Source organism: Haloferula sargassicola (assembly GCF_040362925.1).
GTDB classification, from domain to species: Bacteria; Verrucomicrobiota; Verrucomicrobiia; order Verrucomicrobiales; family Akkermansiaceae; genus Haloferula; species Haloferula sargassicola.
Window position 1 is genome coordinate 25,673 of sequence record NZ_BAABRI010000027.1, and the last position, 15,167, is coordinate 40,839.

A 15,167-nucleotide genomic window follows, 5' to 3' on the forward strand; every position below is an offset into this window, starting at 1 on the left:
CCCTTCCCACGCGGCATCCAACCCACGAGAAAAATCGATCAGGGACGAGCAGCCGTCAGCCGGCCAAACAGCTTGCCGCCGGCAGCGCTCGAGGTAGGGACGGTCACCGTCACGGTCTCCTGGCCGGCGGCCGGGGCGTCCGGAACAATCGTGACCTGCCCCGACGAGGTGGCCGGGATCGGCACCCCGGTCCAGCTCACGAGATCGCTGCCGTATTCGAAGACCTGCGTGGTGTCGGACTTCGAGTCGGTCCGGCGGACGAAGCTGAACACGAAGTCGGTGCCCTGGATCTCGCCGGTCGGCAGGTGGTCCTGGGTGCCGCTGGTCGGGTCGCCATCCAGCACGTACTCCAGCAGGTTGACCAGGCCGTCCATGTCCGGATCACCTTCCGGCGTGGCGTCGGAAAGTCCGGGATACTCCGCCACCCAGGTGCTGTAGCCGCCCACGCCGGCTTCGTAGCTGAGCACCAGATCGTTTCCGCTGACCTCCAGCGACCAGCTGCCGGTGCCGGGGAAATTGCTGGCGGTCACCTGCCAGTTGTCGGTCGTCAGGCCGGTCGGAGCCGAGCTGGCGGAGGCGATCACGAACGACGCCGCACTCTCGCTGAAGTTCGCGATGCCGGTGCCGTCGACCTCGATGGTCAGCTTTTCACCGGAGGTGGCGGCGATCGCCAGCGAGTCGAAGCTCGCCGTGTCGAAGCCCGTCCCGGCGACGCCCGTCCAGTCGGCGATTTCCACGGCGAAGGTGGAGCCGGGGTGGAGCGTCAAGCCATCGGTGCCTGTGGCCGTGCCCACGCCGTCGCCCGGGGCGAAGGCGCCGTGGATCGTCACCGGACCCTCCGTGTCCAGCGCGCCGGTGAGCGTCGCTCCGGCGGCCACTTCGAGGGAGGTCGTGCCGAGCACGCCGTTGGCGGCCAGGGTGCCTTCGTTCACCAGCGTCGCGCCGATGTAGTCGGAGGTGCCGCTGAGCGTGAGCGTGCCGGCACCGGTTTTCACGAGATCGCCCTGCGAGGAATCGTCGAGGTCCGCCGCCGTCAGCACGTGTTCGAATTCCGCCGCCGGGGTGTCGGCACCCCCGCCGACGAAGGAGATGGTGAGCGTATCGCCCACCTCGTAATCTTCGCCGGGCGCGGTGAGCGTGATGCTGGTGACCACGCCGTCGGTCAGGTTGGCCACGGCCATCGCGCCGTGGCCGAGCAGGCTGTCCGACTCGATCCCCACCAGCGGCGCGGCCACATGGCCGGAGCCGCCGGAGGGCACGGCGAGGTTGCCGTCCGTGAGGTAAATGCCGGTCCCGAAGGGCTGGACGAGGTCGGCCGAAAGGGAGGCGTTGAAGCCGTTGGTATCGACCGTCATTCCGCCGCGCTGCATCACGGTCAAAAGGCCCGCCTTGATGAGATCGACGCCTTCGAGCGCCGCCCGCACCGTTCCTCCGTTGGCATTCAGCTGGGAAAAACCCGGACCGCTGTAGATCGAGCCGCTGAGCTCGGCCACGCCGCTGTTGAGGTTGAAATAGCCGGTCGCTTCGCCGACTCCGATGAGGATCGAGCCGTCCTCCGGATTGGGGCGCAGACCGACCAGCGTGGCGTCGCCTCCCGCCATCGTGCCGAGGTTGATGACGCCGAAGGCCCCGGTCTGGTCGCCGGCGATCAGGCGCCAGCTGGAGGCGATGGTGGTGGTGCCGCCGAGGAAGCTGGCCACGCCGGTGGCGTCCGGCCCGCCGATCGCGAACCAGCGGTTGGCGGTGAGGCTGCCACCGGTCTGGACCAGCGTGCCGGCGTTGTTCCAGCCGATGCGGATGCCGGAATCGATGGCGGACGAGATGCTGCCGCCGGAGATTTCAAGCGCTCCGAAGGCATCGGTGCCATTGGCGATGGTGAGATAGTTGATGCCACCGCCATCGCCGAAGACCGTGGTGCCGCTGCGCTGCCGGATCACCCCCGTGGCGTTCGCGCCGTTTCCGACCCCCGTGCTGCCGCTGAAGGATATGCTTTCCGAAGAGGAAAGATCGAGGACGGCGGTGGAGTCGACGATGCCGACCTCCAGCCCACCGAGCGTCGACTTGGTGGCGGCGCCGGCGTATTTGAGCGTGCCGCTGCTGATCGAGGTGAAGCTGCTGTACGCGCTGTCGCCGGTCAGGGTCAGCGTGCCGCCGCCGGTCTTCCGCATCCCGGAGGTGCCGGCCAGGATCGAGGAAATGGTGGCGTCTTCCGGCGTGTGGATGCGCGGGATGCCCGACAGCGTGAGCGTGTCCCCGGCGATCGTGTAGCCGGGGGCCTGGAAGTCGAGGGCGCGGGCGGACACCGGCTCGGTCAAGGTCACCGCGGTCGGGGCTCCGCTTGGAAACACCGCGCTCCAGAAGTTGGCGTTGACCCAGGGCGTCGCGGTGTCGTGCAGCCAGTTCGCGTCGGTGGTGTTCCAGCTGGCGTTGACGACGCCGGTCCATGCAGTGGCGGACGAGTCCGGCGTGACGGGTAGCAGGAAGTCCGCCGTGTAGGTCTTGCGCTCGGTTGGCACCGCGGCGTCGCTCGTCATTTCATCGAGCAAGATCCAGGTCATGCCGTCGGCACTGCCTTCCAGCTTCCAGCGCAGCGGGTCGCGCTCCGGGGCATCGTTGGCGGTGGCCAGGAAGTAGCCGGTCACCGTGGTCGGGGTGCCGAAGTCGATCACCACCGGCGCCTTGTTGAAGTCCAGCCATTTGCTGTCGATGGAGCCGTCGATCAGGCTGGCGGGCGGTTCTGCCGCCGGGCTGCGGCCGCCGGGGTTGGTGATCGTGACCCCGGTGAGGTCCAGGTCGCCGATGGCATCCATGAAGCCGAGCTCGGACATCTGGATGCTGTTGGCGGCCGCGTCATCCCGCAGGTGCGTCGGGGTGAAACGGTAATACTGGAAGTCGGCCGAACGGGCGGCGATGACGGTGAGCGAGGAGGCTGCCAGGAGCATGGTCCTGGCGCCGACGACTTGGGGTCGGTGCAGTGGGTTCATGGGGTTTGAGGTTGGGTTTGGAAGAGGTCCTTCCCCTGGGCGGGGAAGGACGACGATGGCTCCCCCGGGTTGGGAGGCCCTCAGTCGCCTTCATGCTCCATGTCATTGGCACCCGAAGAATTAGCATCGGAGGCGGAATCCTTTCTCCTCGGGTAGCTCACGCTGGTGACCTTCAGCCGGGTCAGCGCGAGGTCACCGCCATCGTCGTTGTCGACGGTCAGCGAGACCGGGTAGTTTGCCGCTTTGCACGGAATGCGGGCGAGCTGCTTGCCTTGGGCCGTCGCGCCCTCGTAGAGCGAAAGGCGGCCGCTGTCCGGCTCGAAGCAGAGGGTGAGTTGGTGCGCCTCGAGCGCGGAAAGGTCCAGCGATCCGGACTCCTTGCCCGTCACCTCGTCGCGCAAACGCCAGCGATGCCCGTCTTTCGCCAGGGCGACCAGCGAGCAAAGCGACGAGCCGGAATCGTCCCACAGCCGGATGCCCTCGGAACCACCCAGGCGGCTGGTCTTGTCGGAAAGCCGGGACGGCGGGGTGGTGGTCACCGTCACCAGGAAAAGATGGCGGCCATCGCCGAAGTGGCGGGTGCGGAAAGACGCGCTGAGATGGCGGTAGCCGCCCGAGGTGTCGAGCAAGCCGCCGCCGACGCGGGTCGGGGTCTTCTCCTTCAGCGGCAGCCAGTAGTTGCCCACATCCGGCTCCTTGCTCCGCAGCAGCGTGCCGGCGGGCTCGTTGAAGTCATCGAGAAACAGGATCGATTCCGATGGCAGCGAGTGCTGGAAGCCGGCGGCATTGCATTCCACCGGATGCGGCGGCCGCTGGAACGACCAGCGGGATGCCTCGCCATCGACGAGGATCACCGGCGCTTCGTTCGGCCGCTCGAGCGAGACCTTGCCCTCCTCCACGTGGACCTCGCCGACCTTGTCCTGGTCGGCGAGGACGCCGAAACGGGTGCCCAGGTGGCGGATCGTGGCCCCCCGCAGCTTGGTCAGGAAGTCCGGTGCCGAGCCCTGCGTTTCCACCCAGGCGCGACCGTTGAGCAGCTCGAAGCTGCCCTGGTCGTCGAGCAGGATCACCGAGGCCGGGCTTTCCAGGCACAGGGTGGTCGAGGCATTGATGCGGGCGGCGACCACGCCGCTCTGCGCATCGAGCCGCTCGGAGATTTTCCACTCCAGCTCCGCCGGGCGGTGGCCATCGATCAGGAAGCTCGCGTCGGGGGAAACGGTGAGCGGCACCGGCGGCGTGGGGGAGCTGATCAGGAACAGCGCCAGGAACCCCACCAGCATGACCAGCGCCGCCACGGAGAGCGACCACGCCCAAGGGTGGCCGTGCTGCCGTTTCTCCGACCACCGGTGGCGCGAGGCGTGGCGGGCAAAGGCCAGCTCCGAGGACTCGAAGCGCTCGCACAGCAGCTGGTCGGTGCAGGTCAGCGCGTAGTACTTCTGCCGGGCCTCCCGGTCCGTCCGCAGGATTTCCTGAAGCCGGGCGAAGTCCTCCGGCTCGATCGAGCCATCGACCAGTTCGTGGATCAGTTGCTCGGTTTCGTCGCGGCCTTTCATGGGGCGGAGGAGAGTTGCCGTTCGATGCAGAGGCGCAGCGACGATCGGATCTGGTGAAGCCGGGCCTTCAGCGTGCCCACGCTGCGGTTGGTGGCGGCGGCGAGCACGTCCAGCGACTCGCTCGTCCAGTAGCGGTGCCGCAGCAGCTCCAGATCCTTCGGCGTGAGCTTGGTGATGCAGTGGGACAGCGCGCGGCGGCGCTCGGGCAGCTGGTCGGCCACCGCCTCGAACTCCTCGGTGTAAAGCTCGAGCAGCTTGTCATCGAAGGCGATCACCCGCGAGCGGCGCTGCGAGCGCAGGTACTTTTTCACCTCGAACTGGGCGATCCGGAACGCCCAGCCGCGGAAATTGGTGCCCGGCTGGAACTTCGAGCGCTTCTTCCACAGCACCATGTTCACCGCCTGCCGGATATCCATCGCGGCATGGACGTCGCCGGTCAGGGTACGGATGAAATAGATGAGGTCCATCTGGTGGCGGGTCAGTTGCTCGACGAATTCGTCGAGCGTTGGATCGGTGTCGGGCATGGGTTGGGTTTGCAGCCACCTACACCCGGCCCGTCGCCGAGGTTTAGTGCAAACCCTGGAACCTAGGGAAAACCCGCGCCGCGTCGCCGGCGAAACTTCTTCTTGAAGCAAGTCGCAAGGGGCGGCGGGCATCGACCGCCGGGCAGGAGGGTGGAGCGCTTTTCCCCACGCGAGCCAGTTCGAGGCCAAACCGGCGCTTCCCACGAAAAACCCGGCTGCAGGGAACTCGAAGCAGCTCTCCCCACACCCTGCTTCCACCACCCAGCCCGGCGGTCCATGCCCGCCGCCCCCGTGAGCCTCTCTTCTCGAAAAACCGCTTCCAGAGACCCGACGCAACTCGCAAGGGGCGGCGGGCATCGACCGCCGGGCAGGAGGGTCAGGGCTCCTACATTAGGGGACTCTCAAGGGAGAGTGGCATAAAAGGCTGGTACACCATATTTGGTGGCATCACGCTGGCCGGATGCCTCGCAATCCAAACAAGACCGACTACTCCCAAGGCTTTCCCGAAGGCTTCGAAACCTTCGCGACGATCACCGACCCGCGCAACGGCGGCAACACTCGCCACCACTTCGGTGAGATCCTCTTCATGGCCCTCGCCGCGCTGCTCTGCGGCGTGCGCAGCTACGAACTGATGGAGGAGTTCTGCGAGCTGCGCGAGAAGTGGCTGCGCAAGTGGCTCAAGCTGCCCCACGGCATCCCTTGCGCCAACACCTTCTCGCGCATCTTCCAGTCCATCGATCCCGCCGCGTTCGCCGGTTGCATCGCCGAGCACCTCCGGCAGGCCGGCTTCGAGATCACCGCCGGGCAGATCGCCATCGATGGCAAGGCTCTGCGTGGCAGCCGCAGTGGCGAGCTCTCCCACGTCCACGCCGTGAGCGCCTGGGCCTGCGAGTCCGGGGTCACCCTTGCCCAGGCCTTCGTCGGCGACAAAAGCAACGAGATCACCGCGATTCCCGAACTGCTGGCCATGCTCAACCTCAAGGGGATGGTCGTCACGCTCGACGCCATGGGTACCCAGCGCGCCATCGCCGGACAGATCGTCGAGGGTGGCGGCGACTACATCCTCTGCGTGAAAGCCAACCAAAGACGGCTTCACGACGAACTGCGCGACCAGTTCGACTTCGCCCTGCGGCAGCTTTCCGACAAGAAGCTCGACAAGGAGCGCTGGAGCGCGGCGCGCACCGATGAGAGCGGCCATGACCGTAGCGAGACCCGCTCCATCCTCGTCTGCCACGATCTCTCCTGGATGGACCAAACGGTGCGCGGCGAATGGCCCGGACTGGCCAGCGTGGTCATGGTCCACCGCCACACGACACTCGGCGGCGGCAAGACCCGCAGCGAGACGAGCTATCACATCAGCAGTCTCGGAGAGACCCGCGCGGCAGAAATGCTCGGCTACATCCGGGGCCACTGGGGCATCGAGAACCGCTGCCACTGGGTGCTCGACGCGATCTGCCGCGAGGACCACAACCAGCCCCGCGACCGCCACGCTGCCGCCAACCTCTCAACCCTGCGCCGCATCGCTCTCAACGCCCACAATCGCATGCCTCAGGAAGGCAAGAAGCCCAAGAGCCTGCCGAAACGCGAACTGCGCGCAGCCAGTGACGAGACCTACCTCGAAAAACTCCTCTCCCTAATGTAGGGGCCCTGGCAGGAGGGTGGAGCGCTTTTCCTCACGCGAGCCAGTTCGAGGCCAAACCGGCGCTTTCCACGAAAACCCGGCTGCAAGGAACTCGAAGCAGCTCTCCCCACAACCCCGCTTCCGTCGCCCTGCCCGGCGGTCCATGCCCGCCGTCCCCAACCGCTCCTCACCCTGCGATCGGGGCGGCGATGAAGTCCTCCAGCCGGCCGGCGATGGCGTCGGGGACGACGGCGTGGACGAGGATGTCGTTGCCTTCGTAGTCGGTGGAAAGGATCTTGGCGTCGCGGTGGAGGAGGCCGATGAGGTCGGCGCGGGCCTGGGGGATGCGGTAGCGCTGGCGGCGGACGCGGTCGGCGAGGACCGCCGAGCAGGCGGTCAGGATGGCGTCCATGTTTTCCCCGGACAGCGCGGAGGCGCGGATGGCATCGGGGTAGAGCCGGTCGAGGAGCGCGAGTTGATCGGGATCGTCCACCCGGTCGATCTTGTTCAACACGGTGACGGTGGTTTTTTCCCCGGCCCCGAGCTCGGCGAGAACCTCGAGGGTGGTGTCGTGGAAGCGCTCGACCTCGGGCGCGGAGGCGTCGAGCACGTGGATCAGGAAATCGGCGAGCACGGCTTCCTCGAGGGTGGCCTTGAAGGCCTCGACGAGTCGGTGGGGGAGGTTCCGGACGAAACCGACGGTGTCGGTGAGCAGGAGCGGCTGGCCGTCGGGCAGCTCGATGCTGCGGGTGGTGGTGTCGAGGGTGGCGAAGAGCATGTCCTTGGCCATCACGTCGGCGCCGGAGAGGTGGTTGAGGAGGGTGGACTTGCCGGCGTTGGTGTAGCCGACGATGGCGGCGTGCGGCGTCTCGAACTTTTCGCGGGCGGCGCGCTGGGTGGCGCGTTGCTTGCGGACGAGCTCCAGCTCGCGCTGGGCGCGGTCGATGCGGGTGCGGGCGATCCGGCGGTCGACCTCGATCTGCTTTTCGCCCATGCCCCGCGCGGCGGCCGAGCCGCCGGAGCCGCCGCCGCCTTCGCGGTCGAGGTGGCCCCACATCCGGGCCATGCGCGGCAAGGCGTATTGCATGCGGGCGAGCTCGACCTGGAGCCGGGCCTCTTTCGTTTGCGCGCGCTTGGCGAAGATATCGAGGATGACCTCTTCGCGGTCGATCACGCACAGGTCGGCGGCGCGTTCCCACTCGCGCTGCTGGGAGGGGGCGAGCTGGTTGTCGAAGACGATGCAATCGCACTCGTGGGCCTTGGCCAGCTCGACGATTTCGGCGGCCTTGCCGGTGCCGCAGAGGAATTTCCGGTGCATCGAGCGCGACTTGGCGAGGACCTTGTCGGCGATGCCGATGCCGAGGGTGTTGACGAGTTCGCCGAGCTCTTCGAGCAGGGCCTCGGACTCATCGGCTTCGCGGGGGTCGAAATACAGGCGCACCAGCAGCGCGCGCTCGACCATCTGGGGCTTTTCGCGGACCTCGAACATCGGTGGTGGGGAGGTAGAGCAGGCGGTGGCTGCTAGCAAGCGGCAAGGCTCGGCCGTATTCCTACCGCTTCGGGGGTGGAATGTTCCGGCGGGCGGGTGCGTATGCTGGGGCAGAAACGTGAGAGAGCCGAGCACATTGACGAGAGGATTCCGGATCGCGGGATGGATGATTTGGGGCTGCATGGTGGCGCAGGCGGCACCCGATTGGGAAAACGAGCAGGTCCGGGCGATCGACAAGGAGCCGGCCCGGGTGTTCTCGCTGCCCTTCGCGAGTCGCGACGAAGCGCTGACCAAGGACTGGCGCGAGTCGTCGCGGGTGCAGTCGCTCAACGGCGAGTGGGCCTTCCATTTCGCGAAGCGGCCGGAGGATCGGGCGGAGGGCTTCGAGAAGCCGACCTTCAACGTTTCCTCGTGGAAAACCATCAAGGTGCCGGGCAACTGGCAGACGCAGGGTTTCGGCGTGCCGATCTACACCAACATCACCTATCCGTTCAAAAGGGATGCCCCGAGGGTGACGGACGAACCGCCCCGCGACTGGACGGCCTACGAGAACCGCAACGAGGTCGGCTCCTACCGCCGCGACTTCACCGTGCCGGAAACCTGGAAGGGCGGCGAGGTGTTCATCCACTTCGGCGGGGTCGAGTCGGCCTTCTATCTGTGGGTCAACGGCGAAAAGGTCGGCTACTCGCAGGACAGCTACCTGCCGGCGGAATTCCGACTGACGCCGTACTTGCGCCCGGGCACGAACACGCTGGCGGTGGAGGTCTATCGCTGGAGCGACGGCTCCTACATGGAGGACCAGGATTTCTGGCGGTTGTCGGGGATTTTCCGCGATGTGATGCTCTACGCGACGCCGCCGACCTGGCTGCGCGACTATGCCTTCAAGTATGATCTTTCCGACGACTTCTCGGCGGCGGACATCCGGCTGGAGGTCGACTATGCCACGCCGGGGAAAAAGCCGGCCCGCGGGGTGACGGCGAAGGCCGAGCTGGTCGATCCGGCCGGCAAGGTGGTGTGGAGCGGCGCGTCGTCCGGCTCCGGCACGATCGGCGGACGCCTGGAGGACCCGCTGTTGTGGACCGGGGAAACGCCGAACCTCTACACGCTCGTCATTTCCACCACCGACGGCGCGGGCAAGACGCTGTCCGCGCAACGCCACCGGGTGGGCTTCCACCAGCTCGGCTTCAGCGACGAGGGCGAGTTCCTGGTCAATGGACGGCCGTTCATCTTCAAGGGCGTCGATCGGCACGAGCACAACCCGGAGACCGGCCGCTACGTGACCGACCAGCAGATGGAGGACGAGGTGAAGCTGATGAAGCGCTTCAACATCAACAGCGTCCGCACCAGCCACTACCCGAACCATCCGCGCTGGCTCGAGCTGTGCGACCAATACGGCATCCTGCTGGTGGCCGAGGCGAACATCGAGACCCACGGCTACGGCTACGGCGACGAATCGCTGAGCCGGCAGAAGAACTGGCGGGAGGCTCACGTGGAGCGGGTGCTGGACATGTATCAGCGCGACAAGAACCACGCCGCGGTGGCCTTCTGGTCGCTGGGGAACGAGGCGGGCAACGGCCGGAACTTCGAGGTCGCGGCCGACGCGCTGCGCAAGCTCGATCCGACCCACCCGATCCACTACGAGGGTTTCCCGGATCCGGCGAAGCACGATGACATGAACTCGCACATGTATCCCTCGGTCGATTTCCTCAACCAGACCGGCTCGGAGAAGTCATCAAGGCCGGTCTTTTTGTGCGAATACGCGCACTCGATGGGCAACGCGACGGGCAACCTGGACGAGTATGTGGAGGCCTTCGAGACGCACAAGCGGCTCATCGGCGGCTGCATCTGGGACTGGGTCGATCAGGGGCTGAAAAAGCAGGCCGCTCCCGGTCAGGTCTCGCCCGACGGGCGGGACTGGTTTTTCGCCTACGGCGGCGACTTCGGCGACCGGCCGAATGACGGCAACTTCTGCTGCAACGGCATCGTCCAGCCCGACCACACGCCGAACGCCAAGACCTGGCAGGTGAAGTCGAGCTATCAGCCGGCGGAGTTCGTCTATCAGGACGGCAGGCTGACCTTCCGCAACGAGCTGTTCCACACTTCACCTGGCCAGCTGCACGAGCTGGTGTTCACGCTGGAGGCGAACGGCCGCGAGGTCGCCCGCACCACCGTGCCGTGTCCGGAAATGAAGCCGTGGGAAACGGTGGAGGTCGCCATCCCGGACGGCATCGAGGCCGGACACGAGCCGGGCACGCGCTACCTGATGTCGGTGATGCTGGTGCTGAAAAAGGAGACGCCCTGGGCGCCGAAGGGGCACGTGGTGGCGTGGCGGCAGTTCGAGCTGGGAGCGACCCCGCTGACGGCCGGCCAGCTGGCCGAGGGGACCCGCGTGGCGGAAACGGACGACTCGGTGAGCTTGAGCGGCGCGGACTTCGAGGCGCGCTTCGACAAGGCGGCGGGGCGGCTCGTTTCGCTGAAATACGGCGGGCGGGAAGTGCTCAAGGACGGCCGTGGCCCGCAGGTGAACCTGTTCCGCGCGCCCGGCGACAACGACAAATGGGTCTCCGGCGAGTGGGAGCGGGCCGGACTGCGCGACCTGAAGCTCGAGGACGTGGTGGTGCAGGTGCGCGAAAAGCCGGCGGTGCAGGTGAGCGTGCTCGCCAAGGCGGTCGGCGGGGCCGGCTTCTGGTGCGACACCTCGATGACCTACACCTTTTCGGCCGACGGCACGGTGCTGCTCGATGCCGTGCTCGTGCCGTCCGAGCCGGACCTGGTGCTGCCGCGCGCCGGGCTGCGGATGTTCCTCGATCCCGCGCTTTCGCAGGTGGAATGGCAGGGCAGGGGACCGTGGGAAAACTATCCCGACCGCAAGTCGGGCAGCGCAATCGGGCGCTACGAAAAACCGGTCAACGAGTTCTTCGAACCCTACGTGAGGCCGCAGTTCATGGGCAACCGTGAGGATACCGACTGGGTCGCGCTGAAAGGAAAGGCCGGCGGTCTGCTGGTGTGGAGCGGCGAGCCGTTCGGGTTCTCGGCGATGAACCTCACCGATGAGGAACTTTCCTCGGCCCGGCATCCGACCGAGCTGAAAACCATCGATGCCACGGTGCTCACGCTGGATGCCGCCCAGACCGGCCTCGGCGGTGCTTCCTGCGGGCCGGCCACGCTGGATCGCTACCGCGTGAAAGGCGGGCCGTGGCGGCTGACCATGGCTTTCCGGCCGCTGCCGGCGAACGGGGATCCGGCCACGCTGAGGGCGGATTTTCCGGTGGGACCGGTGGCGATCCCGACGCGGAACGGCGAGGGCGACCTCCGCCTCGACGGCAAGGGCAGAGTCGTGGACGAGCATGGAAAAGCCGTGGCCGTTTCCTCGAAGTGGGCGGCGGGACGGGTGCTTTCCATCCCCGCTTCGACGGCTGGGGAAATCCCCGGCACGCCGGTGGTGCGGGAGTTTTCCCGCTGGGTGGATCGCTCCAAGTGGTCGGCCCACGCCTCCAGCGTGCAGCGCGACGAAGGCGAGGCGAAGAACGCGATCGACGGCGATCTGAACACCAACTGGCACACCGAGTGGAAGGACCGCGGACCCGAGCCGCCGCACGAGCTGGAGATCGACCTCGGGGACACGCAGAAGGTCTCCGGCATCGAGGTGGTGGCTCGTCAGGACGGCCGCAACGGGCGCATTCGCGGCTACCGCATCGAGGGCAAGAAGGCCGCGGGATCGTGGAAGACCCTGTCGAAAGGCCGCCTCGAGGATCGCAGCGGCGGCCAGACGATCGATTTCAAGAGACCGGTGGAGCTTCGTCGGCTGCGGCTGGTGGTGACGGATGTCTATCAGGGCCCATGGGCCAGCGCCGCGGAGGTGACTCCGATCGTGGCTCCGTGAAGGGTTGAAACGGCGGAAAAAAAAAGGCGGCCCACCGTTTCCCCCCGGAAACTGTGGGCCGCCTGTTTTCCCGTAACTGTGTTCTTTGAAACTGAGTCGCGCGGTGTTCTTCCCTCCGGCCGGACCGTCGTCCGTTTTCCCCCTTCGGGCGCCCCGCTCGCGCGGCTGACGGTGGGAGAATGAAACGGTTCCGCATTTTTAACCATCACGCGATCGCTGGAGACGCGATCGCGTGGGGTCACGGAAGTGGCGGAAGGGTGGTTTCGAGCCAGCGGTTGAGGATCTCGACGGCGGCGGCATCGGCCGTGGTGTGGAATTCATCAACGAACACCTGCGGAAGGTCGGGAAGATCGCGCGGGCAGGTTTTTGACGACGTGGTGGTGGCCGGCAACTGCCAGCGGTGTTGATGAAGAGGGACCGGAGGCCATCCGCTGAAGACCAGTTGGCTCCACAGGCGCTCGCGGCATGGGGCCGCCGAAATCGATCGGCAGCGGACTTGACCGTGACGCGATCGTTGCCCACAAAATGTAGTGTCAGGTCATCGTTTTTCTCTGCCCCCCGATAACGACCGTTGATCATGAATGCCCCTCGCTGCCTTTCGGACTCCTCTGAGTTTGTGGATGAAGCCGATGTCCGCAACCTGGTTTCGCTATTGGGGGAAGTCGTTGGCATGAATGACGATCTGGGCGGCAAAAGGCGCAGGGTGATGGACGGTTTGTGCGCGTTGGTGGACGCGGATGCGTGGGCTTGGTCTCTGGTGCACATGGAACTCGGACGGGCCCCAATGCAGGTGGCCATGCTCCACGGCGGCATTTCCGAGGCCCAGTTCGTTCACTACGTCGAGGCCTTGGAACATCCGCGTGCTCAGGAGGTTCTTGGGTCATACGTTGTGGAGGCAATTGAAAGGGGCACTCCTCTGACTCGCAGAGACGGCGAAATCCTTCCGGATCACATTCCCGACTACGACGCCTGTGTGGATGGGAAATGGAGGCGTGCAGGGCTCGGCTCCTTCATGCTGACCGCGTGGCCTCTGCGAAAGGGTGGTTTCAGCGGGATCGGCCTCTACCGCACCGCCGGAAGGCAGGTGTTCAGTGCCCGCGATTCGTGTCTCGCCCACATCGTGCTAACCGAGGTTCCTTGGCTCCACGAAGAAGGCTGGGGAAGCGAGAGCGGGCGGACCTTGGCCGGCCTGCCTAAACGCCAGAGAGAGATTCTTCAGCTTCTGGCCCAAGGGAATTCTCGCAAAGAGATCGCCTGCGACCTCGGCTTATCGCTCAACACGGTTCATGGGCATGTTCGGGATATCTACCGACACTTCAAGGTGAACTCTCACGCCGGGCTGATGCGACATTTCGGGCTCGGCGCAGGAGATGAACCGCCAGCAGGCGGGTTTCACGACCAAGAGCCATGACTCCATCGCAGATTGAAGAAGTGGATGCCCGTGCAATGGTCCGGCTGCTCGCCAATACCGTCGCTATTCCCGGCGGACATGAGGAAAAGAAACGTTTTCTCATGGCCGGCATCTGCGATTTGGTGCGGGCAGATTCCTGGGTCTGGACCTTGGGATGCGGATTCCGGGAAGGAGGAGGCCAGACCTGCGTGAATTTCCTCCATCACGGTTTTGATGACGACAGGTTCGCCCGCTACCTCGAAGGCTTGGAGGATCGCGAAGCCTCGGCGGTAGCCTGGCCGTTCTACGAAGCGTTGATGGCCGGCGAAGAAAACCGCCTCCTGACCATGACGCGCCGGGAAATCGATCCCGATGACCGTTCAAGTGCGGGCCGGGTGGGCGAACTGTGGCAACGGGCTGACATCGGCCCCATCGTGCTGAGTGGCCGGGTGCTGGACGAACAATCGCTGAGCCTGATCGCCGTTTATCGCCGAGTGGGCGATGCCCCCTTCGAGCTGAGGGAAAAAACGATCGCCCATATCATGCTCTCGGAAGTGCGCTGGCTCCATGAGATCGGTTGGCCGGTGGACCGCGGTGCCGAGGTGCCTCACCTGGCCCCGCGCCAGCGGATGGTGCTCAACCTCCTGCTTGACGGGATGGATCGGAAGCGGATCGCCGCCCACCTCGATCTCAGCCTGAACACGGTGCATGGCTACATCCGAGACCTCTACCGGACGCTCGGAGTGAACTCCCATGCCGTGCTGATGAAGCGCTTTGGATTTTCAAAGCTTTCCGATTCCTGAAACCCCGGTTTTGGGGGGATGACGGAAAGGGCGATTTCTGTCCGGATGGGCACCATGAAGACCATTGCTTCAGCAGCATGCTCGATCGCCATTGTTTTTTTGATAGCCGAGCGGGCAAATAGTGCCGTCGTCCGAGCTTTCGGAGGCTTCAGTGTGATGTTCGATCCCTCTCACCCGGCTTTTCAAGGTGTGGAGGAGTTCACGGGTGATTGGTCATTTCAGTTCGATGACCACGGAGGAGCGTACTCAGGGATCGTTTCTGGAGATTCCCTTGGGATCAACTTCTACACCATTAACCGGCAGGTGGTGGATGCCACCGGGATAGACGTGGGTAGCAATTTTTTTGATTCATCCAATATTACAGCGTCCGTTGCGATGACCGACGGGCTGGTGACCACGATCCAACTGAGTGGGGCATTTGCCGCTCCGTATCAGGATTTCTTGCTGCTCACCTATGTGAATCATGCGGAGAATGGACTAACCGGAATGCAAGTAAATGAATCATTGCTCAGCGTAAGGCTGGGGGTTTCCACCTCCCCACTTGTAAATGACGTGGAGGTGTTCAATGTTTCTCAGGGTGAGATTAACCCGCTTTGGTCCTACTACGGAACCGTCCCGGAACCCACTTGCCCTGCATTGGGTGGCTTTTTTGTTGTGGGATCGTGTCTTGTGCGAAATCGCCGAATGATGAGATGAAAACTGGCTCTCCGGCAGGTTTGCGCATCTGGAGGACGCGGGCCGACTTTCCGCAGAGGCAGAGAGGAAGGCATGGGGTTGCAGAGCCAAATGAGTCGAAGAAAACGACTCTCCTTAAGCGCTCAATCATGATCCTTCGTTCTCCTATATTTTCTTTGTTCCTCTGGGGGCATCCGGGTTGCGTCGCCGGTTGACGCAGAAGTAAAATCTGACGGAGTGCCTGA

Annotated in this window: 10 protein-coding genes; 5 read left to right on the forward strand and 5 right to left on the reverse strand. The window is 65.1% G+C overall.

Annotated features, from left to right (window positions below; all coding sequences use genetic code 11):
- Positions 1–38 precede the first annotated feature (38 nt).
- The 3 genes from ABXH26_RS18635 to ABXH26_RS18645 all read right to left on the reverse strand — a co-directional run bounded on the left by ABXH26_RS18635 (position 39) and on the right by ABXH26_RS18645 (position 5,061).
- Positions 39–2,984 carry an autotransporter-associated beta strand repeat-containing protein gene (locus ABXH26_RS18635; RefSeq protein ID WP_353568616.1) on the reverse strand — a complete coding sequence of 982 codons (2,946 nt, stop codon included), beginning with the start codon at positions 2,982–2,984 and terminating at the stop codon, positions 39–41.
- An 80-nt stretch (positions 2,985–3,064) separates the two neighbouring features.
- Positions 3,065–4,537 carry a FecR domain-containing protein gene (locus tag ABXH26_RS18640; RefSeq protein WP_353568617.1) on the reverse strand — a complete coding sequence of 491 codons (1,473 nt, stop codon included), beginning with the start codon at positions 4,535–4,537 and terminating at the stop codon, positions 3,065–3,067.
- Positions 4,534–5,061 (reverse strand): sigma-70 family RNA polymerase sigma factor, encoded by a 528-nt coding sequence (locus ABXH26_RS18645; protein ID WP_353568618.1) that lies wholly within the window; start codon positions 5,059–5,061, stop codon positions 4,534–4,536. Before ABXH26_RS18645 ends, ABXH26_RS18640 begins: the two co-directional genes overlap by 4 nt.
- Before the next feature lie 460 nt (positions 5,062–5,521).
- Between ABXH26_RS18645 and ABXH26_RS18650 the strand changes: the two genes are divergently transcribed.
- Positions 5,522–6,703: an ISAs1 family transposase gene (locus ABXH26_RS18650; RefSeq protein ID WP_353568619.1), complete on the forward strand. Its 1,182-nt coding sequence runs from the start codon at positions 5,522–5,524 to the stop codon at positions 6,701–6,703.
- A 166-nt stretch (positions 6,704–6,869) separates the two neighbouring features.
- On the opposite strand, the gene hflX is transcribed toward ABXH26_RS18650, so the two are convergent.
- The gene (hflX, locus tag ABXH26_RS18655) at positions 6,870–8,171 is read right to left on the reverse strand and encodes a GTPase HflX (RefSeq protein ID WP_353568620.1); all 1,302 of its coding nucleotides are present in this window, start codon (positions 8,169–8,171) and stop codon (positions 6,870–6,872) included.
- A 166-nt stretch (positions 8,172–8,337) separates the two neighbouring features.
- Here hflX and ABXH26_RS18660 point away from each other — a divergent pair, with 166 nt between their 5' ends.
- Positions 8,338–12,054 carry a glycoside hydrolase family 2 TIM barrel-domain containing protein gene (locus tag ABXH26_RS18660; protein WP_353568621.1) on the forward strand — a complete coding sequence of 1,239 codons (3,717 nt, stop codon included), beginning with the start codon at positions 8,338–8,340 and terminating at the stop codon, positions 12,052–12,054.
- Between the two features lie 238 nt (positions 12,055–12,292).
- Here the strand turns inward: ABXH26_RS18660 and ABXH26_RS18665 are convergent, their stop codons facing one another.
- Positions 12,293–12,445: a hypothetical protein gene (locus ABXH26_RS18665; protein ID WP_353568622.1), complete on the reverse strand. Its 153-nt coding sequence runs from the start codon at positions 12,443–12,445 to the stop codon at positions 12,293–12,295.
- A 186-nt stretch (positions 12,446–12,631) separates the two neighbouring features.
- Between ABXH26_RS18665 and ABXH26_RS18670 the strand changes: the two genes are divergently transcribed.
- Genes ABXH26_RS18670 through ABXH26_RS18680 form a run of 3 tightly spaced genes read left to right on the forward strand, consistent with a single transcriptional unit; the run spans position 12,632 to position 14,943 of the window.
- On the forward strand, positions 12,632–13,465 hold the full coding sequence (locus ABXH26_RS18670) for a helix-turn-helix transcriptional regulator (protein WP_353568623.1): 834 nt from the start codon (positions 12,632–12,634) through the stop codon (positions 13,463–13,465).
- A gap of 20 nt (positions 13,466–13,485) precedes the next feature.
- Positions 13,486–14,247 carry a helix-turn-helix transcriptional regulator gene (locus ABXH26_RS18675; protein WP_353568624.1) on the forward strand — a complete coding sequence of 254 codons (762 nt, stop codon included), beginning with the start codon at positions 13,486–13,488 and terminating at the stop codon, positions 14,245–14,247.
- A gap of 54 nt (positions 14,248–14,301) precedes the next feature.
- Positions 14,302–14,943: a hypothetical protein gene (locus ABXH26_RS18680; protein WP_353568625.1), complete on the forward strand. Its 642-nt coding sequence runs from the start codon at positions 14,302–14,304 to the stop codon at positions 14,941–14,943.
- Positions 14,944–15,167: the final 224 nt, after the last annotated feature.